Origin of the sequence: Prevotella pallens ATCC 700821, from assembly GCF_000220255.1 — a bacterium.
Classification (GTDB): domain Bacteria; phylum Bacteroidota; class Bacteroidia; order Bacteroidales; family Bacteroidaceae; genus Prevotella; species Prevotella pallens.
The window spans coordinates 658,603-669,086 of the sequence record NZ_GL982513.1 but is presented as its reverse complement, the minus strand read 5'-3'; the positions used below and the strand labels follow the sequence as shown (position 1 = coordinate 669,086).

At 35.1% G+C, this 10,484-nt stretch carries 6 protein-coding genes and 1 pseudogene; all 7 read right to left on the bottom strand.

Annotated features, from left to right (window positions below; translation table 11 throughout):
• Nucleotides 1-507: 507 nt before the first annotated feature.
• The 7 genes and pseudogenes from HMPREF9144_RS02555 to HMPREF9144_RS02525 all read right to left on the bottom strand — a co-directional run bounded on the left by HMPREF9144_RS02555 (nucleotide 508) and on the right by HMPREF9144_RS02525 (nucleotide 10,411).
• Nucleotides 508-983, bottom strand: a pseudogene (locus HMPREF9144_RS02555) (hypothetical protein).
• Nucleotides 984-1,072: 89 nt separating this feature from the next.
• Nucleotides 1,073-3,385, bottom strand: a complete 2,313-nt coding sequence (locus tag HMPREF9144_RS02550) for an outer membrane beta-barrel protein (RefSeq protein WP_006044272.1) — start codon at nucleotides 3,383-3,385, stop codon at nucleotides 1,073-1,075.
• Nucleotides 3,386-3,695: 310 nt separating this feature from the next.
• Complete coding sequence (locus HMPREF9144_RS02545; RefSeq protein WP_040595368.1) at nucleotides 3,696-4,577, bottom strand: GLPGLI family protein; 882 nt, start codon at nucleotides 4,575-4,577, stop codon at nucleotides 3,696-3,698.
• A 14-nt stretch (nucleotides 4,578-4,591) separates the two neighbouring features.
• Nucleotides 4,592-7,207 (bottom strand): hypothetical protein, encoded by a 2,616-nt coding sequence (locus HMPREF9144_RS02540; RefSeq protein ID WP_006044269.1) that lies wholly within the window; start codon nucleotides 7,205-7,207, stop codon nucleotides 4,592-4,594.
• A 387-nt stretch (nucleotides 7,208-7,594) separates the two neighbouring features.
• Nucleotides 7,595-9,148 carry an HNH endonuclease signature motif containing protein gene (locus HMPREF9144_RS02535; RefSeq protein ID WP_006044268.1) on the bottom strand — a complete coding sequence of 518 codons (1,554 nt, stop codon included), beginning with the start codon at nucleotides 9,146-9,148 and terminating at the stop codon, nucleotides 7,595-7,597.
• Nucleotides 9,149-9,218: 70 nt separating this feature from the next.
• On the bottom strand, nucleotides 9,219-9,794 hold the full coding sequence (locus tag HMPREF9144_RS02530) for a chromate transporter (protein WP_040595523.1): 576 nt from the start codon (nucleotides 9,792-9,794) through the stop codon (nucleotides 9,219-9,221).
• A 5-nt stretch (nucleotides 9,795-9,799) separates the two neighbouring features.
• Nucleotides 9,800-10,411, bottom strand: coding sequence for a chromate transporter (locus HMPREF9144_RS02525; protein WP_006044266.1), 612 nt, complete (start codon nucleotides 10,409-10,411; stop codon nucleotides 9,800-9,802).
• Nucleotides 10,412-10,484: the final 73 nt, after the last annotated feature.

Below are 10,484 nucleotides of genomic sequence, written 5' to 3'. Positions count from 1 at the left end.
AAAACGTTACGTCCAAATTTATTGCAAAATATTTTCTATTTTATCTTTCTTTTGCCCTTACTCTCTCTTGTTTTCTTATATTAAAAGTGAGAAATGCTGGTTATGTTCAAAATAATAATAAGAAATTGAAAAAAACTAATTACATTTCACTTCATTTCTTATTAATATTCATCTGTGTTTTAATGAAAAAATTTTTAGTGGGTAATTTTGTTTGGTAGTGTTGTGAAGGAAGTCAAGAAAACGTCCGTACATTCTTAGAAAAAAGTACGGACGTTCCAATAAAAAAGTACGGACGTTTTTGGGAAAAAGTACGGACGTTTTTTCTAGGCATTTCACTGTTTTTTGTATATCGCTAATTATCAAACACTTACAAATGAGAGAAAAACGGCTGAAAACAGTTCAAAATATAGACCTATACGCCAAATCTACGGCAAACCTGATAGATATCTGAAACGAAAGTAACCAACTTTTTTGACAGACTTTTCTAAGTATCTGAGGTATCTACCATCATCTGCCAAGCATTTTTTGCAGTAGATTGCCCGATGAATGTACTATTTGAAAGTTTAAAGTTTGGTTTTCTACCGATTTTATTTCTGATGACTTGAAACGGCAGAGGATTTCTTGACGATCCAAAGTATCACGAACTGAGGAAAGATTTTGTATTTGTCCAGTAAATGTACCATTAGGTAATTGCAGACAGAGCATTTGTTCAGTTACATTGCCAGGACGTTTGTTATCGAATTTGACAAAAATAGTTATATCTACACTATCGGCTGCTGTATTTGTTATTCTATGAATGGTTGCTGTTCCTGAATAAACCTGCTTGTAGGGCAAGAAATAACCCACAACAAAGAGACAAAGCAACACAACCCCAATGGCGGTGATGCCGTAGCGAATAAGTGAAGAGGGAATTTGTCCCACGATGCTGCGTACTTTTTCGCTACAAGTTCGTAACTGCGTTCTTGTTTCTTCTCTTCTTCCATAATGTTCTGCAATCATTGCCAAACAAGATGGACCACAATCCATTGCATTACGTTGTCTGATTATCTTCATTCGTATCTGCAATAAGTTTTTAAAGACGCTGAATTTCACTATTAGTTGTATTACCTTTATATCTCTTACTCTTAATAATATTGGGTAAGCTATATGAAACTTGTATTGTGAATGTACGAGTTTGATAATTTCGGCTATAATCCATAGAGATATTGTTTCCGTAACAACCTCGTTTTGCATGTAGAGTTGAAAAAATATCTGTACATTCAAGATAGATGTTGAGACGATCTGATAGAAAAGATAAATTTAATGCCAAATCCACATTCCATGCCTGTGGGATTTTGAATAATCCATTTTCGCTTGCACTTTGATAGGAACCATTTACAAAACATTGAATATTTTTATTTATGTTGATTGCATTGTTTGCACTAAAAATATAACCGTCACCTCTCTTTTTTGTAAAACCTGCAACATTCAACCATTGAGAATGATAGCTCACTTTTAATGAACTTTCTATAATATCTCCCCAATTTATTTGCTGCCCAACCGACAATGAAAGATATTTGTTTATTCCTGTGTTTTCTGGTCTATATAACATTATATTATCAGAATAAAGCGTAGGAACCTGAATAATTTCATCACGAATCGCCGTATAATTGAGCATCAGTGAGCTATTCAAAAACTTCCCAAGAAAGGATAATTCATGTCGTGTTTCTGGACACAAATCAGGATTACCACTTTCATACAGATAAGGAGAACTATAACTCAACCCTGCACATAACTGGTTATACGTGGGATATTCTGTTTTCAAAGAATAAGATAGTTGAGATTGAAAAGCTCCCTTTGTCATAGTTACAGATGCTGACGGATATAGTTTTGAAATTGAAAAGAGTTTGTTACGTCCTTTCTTTACATCATCTTCTCTATTTATAGACAATGTTTCGTGTCGAAGTCCCAAAGAAAAGGCAAAGTTAGTAATAGCATAATTCAAAGAAGCATACTCAGCATAACGATGTTGGTAAGTTTTAATGTCAAATGGTTTTAAAACAGCATGAGCACTATTAACATTATATGCTTGTAAAACAGATGTATGAGCATAGTCTGCACCTATTTGAAATTTAATAAATTCAGAAATATTATAGCTCCCTAATGCTTGGAAATAACAAAGGAAGTTACTATCTTCCGAACGTGTATCAACATCTGGTTCTACTGTATGATTGGAACTAATTGAAGTCATATTCCTTGAACCAATTCCTCTGTAAATATCTGTATTGAAAAAGAACTCTATTTTTTTATTAGAATAATTGTAAAACAAGTTCCCTACCCACTTATGATTTGGACTTGTTGAATGTGATTTTTGTCCATATTCCACATTATTTATATTATCAGTGTAATGTAATCCATTATCTACATCTGTAGTCCAATTGGAATGTCCATAACTCATAGAGACTCCAAAGCTATTATTTTTATTAGGCGTATATATTAAGCTATTACGAAACTGTAGATTTCTAAATATTTGTTTTTCCGTACTATTGTAATAAACTGATGAAGTATGCTCTTTTCTCATTAGTTGTTCAATCTCAAGGTGTGCAAATGTTGGATCGTAATCATAAACCAATGAAGTTTGTAAACAAAGAGTAGGAGTATTGTACGAGAAATTTCCTTGATTCCATAATTCAGTACGTTCACTGTGAATAATACCACTGGTTAGTTCAAAGCCCATTCCAGTCTGCTTCTTTTTTGTTTTGATTTTTATTACAGCTTTAATATCAGAATCGTACATTATTCCTGGATTAGGAATTACTTCTACCGATTGAAGTTCATCCATTTTTAGCTCTTTCAGCTCTTTCAAATCTTCTATTCGCCGATTATCAATGTAGAAGACTGCTCTTCCTTTACCAACGACAACAAAACTATCACCAGATTTTTCAACAAAAGGCAATTGTGCAATATAATGACTAATATTAGGCAATTGTCTTTGCATTTGAGTGGGAGTAAACTTAATTCCGTTAGTTGTTATTTTATTCGGAGTTTTTCCAGTAATTGCTACTTCCGTTAGTTCCAAAGGCATAGATTCCATTTTAATAATTAATGAATCAGCAAAAGGAGCTTTCAGTAGCACCTTTTCATATCCAATATACTGTGCTCTAATAAGTTTAATTTTCTTTTCTGTAGATAAATGAAACTCGCCAAGACTATCAGATATAACAGTCGCAATAGGTTCTGAGGTCTCTGATGATAAAAACATATCTATATATGCTCCAGATAAAGTATTTCCTTTATCGTCAATGACTTTTCCAGATAGTGAAGAATTGGATTGAGCAAAACACACTCCCGAAGTTCCCAAAAGGACTAATAATGTGATTATAATTTTATTTTGTAATATGATCATAGTATTTCTCTAGTATTTTATTTCTCATACCTGGTGCTTTTAAAAGGCATTGACACAGGTTAAATTTTCCTCCTTTATATTTGTTTTTTAATTGGTACCATGAACATTTCCCGTTACAAATAGGAAGATAAAAACATTTCTTACAATTTGGATCATTAAAACAAGAGCAACTACTGTGGTAACGATAGTATAACTGAGGATTTGTTATTACAATCTAATGTAGGAGCAACGACTACGCCTAAGGAACTTTTATCATATTGTGAGGCCTCGCTGATAAATCTCAATTTATCAATAGTCATCATCTTCAGACTCATCGCTCCATTTTCATTAAATTAGGTATTTCCCACTTAATACTTCCCGAAGTAAGTACTTGGTCTGGCTTTTCAGTAGAACTACATTCTACACCAAGTGCACTATAAGTTGCTACAGGATCGTTGTAAAGGTTGGTAAGAAAACTAATGGCTTTTTCGCGTGTCATTTTTTGCTGCGGACGTGCAAATGTATAAATTTGTTCGTAATTTCTACCTTTTCTAATTCCTATTGCTTGCCAACTTGCGCCTTCTAATTCAATTTTCATAATCAATCCAGGTAATCCCATAAAACAATAAGGACCAGCATCGTATGGAAGTTCTTCAGAAAACCATGCAACTACGTTTTTGCCACGATAGGTTGTTGTTGCTTTTGAGCAAACATAACCTAAAATTTTTTGTTTTTCATCTTCGAAGAAACTCCATTGTAATTCATTGGCTGGTTGGATAAACGATATAATTAGATTGTCGAAAGGTACTCGATAACCTATTTCTACTGTCTTTGCTTGTATATTTGTCCAAACTTCGTATGGAATAGTAGGGTTAGAATAGAGCGGTACTCCTTTTGCACCTTTAGCAATGAGTGATGTTGCTACAGAATCATTTTGATAGAGTGCTTCGTTACGTGAATAGATATGGTTGCGCCCAATTAATAAAGTTCGTTGTTCTGTATGTGGCTGCGAATTGTTAGCATAAGTCCATGTGAATTGGTAACGCACTTCTAAGAGAACTGCATCAAGCGGTTTTTTATTTTTCATGTTTAATTCCGTATACGAAGGAGAATTGCCAAACACAAATGCTTGTGAGAAGGAGATTTCTGACAAACCAATTAGGAAAAGAAATAGAATTCCTCTACGTGCAAGGTTTTTAAAAGAAGGTTTCATATTATCTAATAAGTTTATAGGTTGAACTTTAATGAAAGAATCATACTGCGTGGCACAAGAAAGAATGTGTTGCGCTGCTGCTCTTGTGCATTAACCGAAACTATATTCAGTTGTTGTGCGTTGAACAGATTACGAAGATTTAAACTCCATTCAACTAATTTTGTCTTATAATACAATTTCGCATTTGCGAGAAAAGTATGTGTATGGTCTTGCTGCGAATATAAGGTGTTGCAGGAAATACTCCATTTTCTGAACGTTGCCATTATCTTCCCTATTAACATTGCACGAGTTGTAACAATGTCGGTATTTTTATTGGTGGGTTCTGACATACAGCTTCGGTTGATAAACATCTGAATTTCGGTGAGCAAACCTTTTACAGGCGTAATACCTCCCTTCAGAGAGAAACTGCTTTCATTGATCTGAAAGGGATAACTAATATCATTTAGCATTTGTGAAGAAGAAAACCGTGTATGACTTACTTTCAAACCCACGTTTGTTTTCTTCCAATAAAAAGCTTTCGATAACTCGCCACTTAAACTCAATGAATGGGTATTAAAATTCAGTGGAATAAGATAAAGCGCTATGTGGTTATCCTTTATCACTTTATTTGTCATCATATCGCTGTTCAGATAATTATAGTTTATGCGTAAATTACCAAAGAGTAATTTGAAAGCGTTGGCATAATTGATTTTTGCTGAAAGATAATGATTATTTGTTGAAGTTATATCGTTTATATTTGCACGAGTCTGCTCGTAGCTGTTACGGATAATAAAAGCTTGTAAAAAATCTTCTGGTTTATTGTCGTGAACCTCTCTAGACCATTGTAATTGCAGCGAAATATGAGATAACAAAGAGCGTTCTATCGTTAAATTCGGAAGGATATGTAGTGAATGTTTTTTGGGGGTGATATAAGGAGAGTATACGGAGATATGTGAATAAACTAACGGAATATATCCATAGATTCGAAAATGAGCCATAACCGACTGAAACGATAAACCAAATCCAGCTTTCGCACGGTTATAATGCATATCGTCACTTAAAGCAAAACTACTTTCTGGAGAAAATAAACCTGAAGAATACAATGCAGTAGATAGCATATTTTTATCAGCAATGCCAAACCAATAAGGGTCGAATGTACAATTGCCAAGTCTGATTGTAGAAAGCATCTCTTGTCGCAGTTCTGCGTAATAGAATTTTTGCTTTACTTCTTGCCGTACTGTGGGCTGTGGCAAAGAGTTGATTCTCGCTTCTTGTGCTAAAAAGAGCAGCTCACGACTATTGGTAAATTGTAAGTTGAACTGCGTATCCAGTCCATTTACTTCGTTCCATTTGTATATTAACCTTAATTTATTATCAAGTGCAAATTCTCTTTGGTTGAGACTTTCGTCAAGTTGTGCAGCTTGTATAAGTTGTTTCACGAATGGCAACTCTCTATTACAAGTTCCAACCAATTTGTTCATAAAAAAATATCGCGATTTATTTTGTTCGTATTTAAGAAGGAAATCTATATTTCGGTAATTATTTCCAAATTCAAAACTTCGTTTATGCGTTTTCTCTTGTTGATTAATATGATAAGTATATTCCATACTTGCGCACCCTTCGGTATTTTCGTTCATTGCTATTATTGCATAATTCCATTTGGAATCAGGAGTTTTATTGTATAGTCCGTTTATTGACAACGCCTCACTCTTATTTGTCATATAATCATTCTTGTTGAGCATACTACTTTGTGGTGTGGGAGAAGAAAGTAAATTACTGGATAGCGAAGTTAAAGGCACGGCATAAATATCTCTTAATTGTTCGCCGCTATTATTTGCCGAAGCAGTGACAAAAATTTGATGTTTGGCATTAAATAAACCTCCATATAATCGTGCGGTATAAGCTAAATTATCTTTGTTGCCTTCTCTATAACCACCACCAACTTCCATTTTTCCAGTCAAAGTGTTTTTTGAATTTGGAGAAAGTTTCACATTAAGTGCTACATCATCTGTAATACGGCTACCCTGCAAAGCACGTATGGGCTGATGGTGTTGCATTATGTCTACTGCAATAATATCTTTTGGGTCTATACGTTCAAGTGCTATAGAATATTTTCCCTCAAAAAGATTGCCCCCTTCTATCTGAAATTCTGTAATTTCCCTACCATTATATAATACTCTTCCTGCATCGTTTATGGTAATTCCTGGTAAACGTTCTAAGGTTTCTCGGAGCTTTCTGTCATTTTTATCTCTAAAATGAGAAAGATGATAAGTCAGCGTATCGCCTTTGGCATTTATAATCGTCGGTTTTACATATACTTCCTCTAATTCTATGCTTTGCGATTCTGCAACAAAGTCTAAAGTTTGAGAAATATTGGCTATTTCCTTTCGAATGGGTTTGATATTGAAGTTGGAAATATATAAAACAATTTGCGGACTGCTATTTGAAAGTGTAAAAGCATAGTGTCCTTGTTCATCGGTTCTTGTATTGGCAACAATACGTTCTCCTTTTTCTGATGGAATTTTAGCTATAATAATGGCATTTTCAACAGGACTTCCATTATGTAATTTTACGCTACCTATAAATTTAACTTGTGCATCACAGATGGTACACAAGCACAAATAGAACAATATGATAGTAATGAATTTCATCAATTAGCGAAGTTACAATTGTTTATAAGTTAATGTAGGAAACTCTATATTAAAAAATAGAGAAATACACTATGGACTAAAGTTGCTACAAATATAAAAGAAAAAAACGTTACGTTCAAATTTATTGCAAAATATTTTCCACTTTATCTTTCTTTTACGCTTATTCTCTCTTGTTTTCTTATATTAAAAGTGAGACATGCTGGTTATGCTCAAAATAATAATAAGAAATTGAAAAAACTAATTATATTTCTCTTCATTTCTTATTAATATTCATCTGTGTTTTAATGAAAAAAGCCGTATGGCTATAGTGGTTTCAAAGTTAAAACACTTATTTTGCTTTGTGCCACTATAGCTGTACGGCTCGTATAAGAGATATTGTTGTATATTTTATTTTACAAGCACTTTTTTTCCATTTACAACATATACGCCTTTGGGTAAATGAGATGTTTCGGCTTTGTTACTTATTTTTTGTCCATAGAGCGTATAAACGCCCGATGTGTTTTTATGTGTATTGTTTTCTACATTTGTTATGCCGGTTACAACTTTAACAAATTTGTATAGTTGCACTGGTTTCTGTGTGGTTGTGGTGTAAGTAGCAAAACGTGCCATTTGTGTGTTATAGAATATGGAACGGTTGTCGGATAAGTTCGACTTTATTTCGGCATTTCCATCGTTAGAGAAAGTAATGGTCCACGATGCCGATTTGTTTGTTACGCCTTCTAACACATTCTTTTTTGTTTTACTTATAAGGTAAACCTTTCCGGCAACATCGTATAATGCGTATGCGCCATCTGTTCCGCTTATGGTTATTTGGTGCGGGGTGTTGTTTCCATCAACTGCGGTTGTTATGGTAGAGTTGTTTATTTCTACATTTGCAGGCGCATAAAAGCTTGATGTTTTTGTTCCATCAGCCTTGCTTAGTGCTGTGTTTGCTTGTTCGCATACAATAATATATTGTGTTTCGGGCTGTAGTTCGCTACTTTTGGTTATTTTTTTAAACACATATTTATCGGTAGAATTTTCTGGATTAACAGGTTCTGTTGGATTTTCACCATTATGTCCTGGATAAACGCCTCCTATATCGGTAGGGTTTGCTGGGTTCGGGCTAACGTAATGGTCGTAGCTAAACTTATCGTTTACCTTGTTTCCCCAAACATATTCTTCTAATCCGGGATAGTCTACATAAGGGTTGCGGTTTCCCTGGACTTTATAAACAGCTTCGTTGCGTAGAATTTCTTTTTGGCTCACGGGGTCTTCTTTAGCCCAACGCAACAGCATATCCATTTGCCACTTTACGTATGGCTTATATTCGTCGCCGCTCATTACGGGTGATTTCCAATTGGCAATGGCAGCTTCGTAAGCTGTAGCCATATAGAAGTATATACGTGCAAAGTCGCCTTTATATTCGTCTGCAGGTTCGAACACTGTTCCTGTATAACCAGCGGTGGTGCATTTTCCTTTCTTTGCAAAGTTGCCTTGTCCCTTAAACATTTCACCATTGTTTTCACCATAAGGTAAATTACCTCGCACGCTATTTACATACGTGTCTGACGGAACCACATGGAAAGCATCGTTGTGCATTGGAGTTTGCTTGTTAAACCAGCTCTTTGGTACGGAATGTTCACGATTATAACCATCGCCTTCACGACCAGAAGGGTGCCCCTGCGAAGAGCTACCAATTTCGTAGCTTGTTACTTTAGAATACATATCCCACAATTTGCCATCTGGACGCTTATCTGTTGTTTTGTAAGTTTGCCACAATCCGTTATAATCAGTAGTGTGCAGTTTTCCCACTATATGATACAACTTTGTTTTTAAAGTTTTACCAGAGAATCCATCTGCGCCTTTATAGTACGTTCCTGTACCATTAGGACCTTGTGCGTATACAGCTAAAGCAACGCTTAGAGCTACTAAAAGCAGCACTTGTTTTAGTTTAAACATAATTTTTCTTGTATTTATTCTTCAGTTTGAGTTATATCGTATCTATAAAATATTAATGTGCTTTAAGAGGCTAATACAGAAGTAACATTCCCGCTACTGCAGCATAACAAATCATTCTAATTGGATTTATCTTTAACCACATAGTTCCAATAAAAGTTGCAATAAACAAACCTATACTAATAGAAAATTGCCACACATTTATACTTGGCAGCGAGAAGTTTTCGGCATTGCAAAGCAACAAAGTAGCAGCAGCCAACAAGCCAACCACTACTGGGCGCAATCCCATAAATATAGATTGAACAGCAGGTGTCTTCATATATTTAAGAAACATCTTGCTGATAAGTAGCATCAAAATAAGCGAAGGTAACACTAAAGCAGACGTGGCGGTAATGCTACCAAATATAGCCATTGTGTTGGATAGTCCCATATTGTGCACAGCAGCGTAGCCACAATATGTAGCCGAGTTAATGCCAATAGGGCCAGGTGTCATTTGCGATATAGCCACAATGTTGGTAAATTCGGCAGACGACAACCAATGATGATGCATTACAGTTTCTGTTTGAATAAGCGAAAGCATTCCATAACCTCCACCAAATCCAAACAATCCTATAACAAAGAATGTATAAAAGAGTTGCAGAAATATTATCATCGCTATTCGGTTGGAACAATAAATTTACCATATAAATAGCCACCAATAGCGGCTGCAATAAGCACATATATAGGGTTCACTCCTAAATAAGCAATAAGCAAAGCTGTGAGAATTGGTATCCAACAGTTAGCGAGAGTTATCTTAGCACTCTTCGCAAGGCTAAACGTTGGCACAGCTATTAATGCAACAACTGCTGGACGAATGCCACGAAACATTGCCGCTACCCAAGCTATGTCCATAAAATGATGAAAGAACATAGCAATAAGAAGTATTATAAGGAAAGAAGGAAGTGCTGTACCCAAACTGGTGCACAATGCACCAGGAGTCTTTCGGATTTTGTATCCAACGAAGGTACTTATATTAATAGCAAATACACCCGGACAGCTTTGAGCAACCGCTATAAGGTCTACAAAGTCTTCTTTACTTATCCATTTTTGCTTATCTACAACTTCACTCTCTATAATAGAAATCATAGCATAGCCTCCGCCAAGTGTAAAGGCTCCTATTTTAAAGAATGTTTTAAAGGCATTCCAATAAATGGCAAGCCCATTCTCTTCTTTTTCAGAAGAAGATAGGCTTGCATTGTTAAGTTCTTTGTTTTTGTTGTCTAACATTTATTATTCTTATCGTTCGATTCTCACTCGTCGAAAAGTGCGTTTTCACGCTTTAGCAATACACTAAATAAAA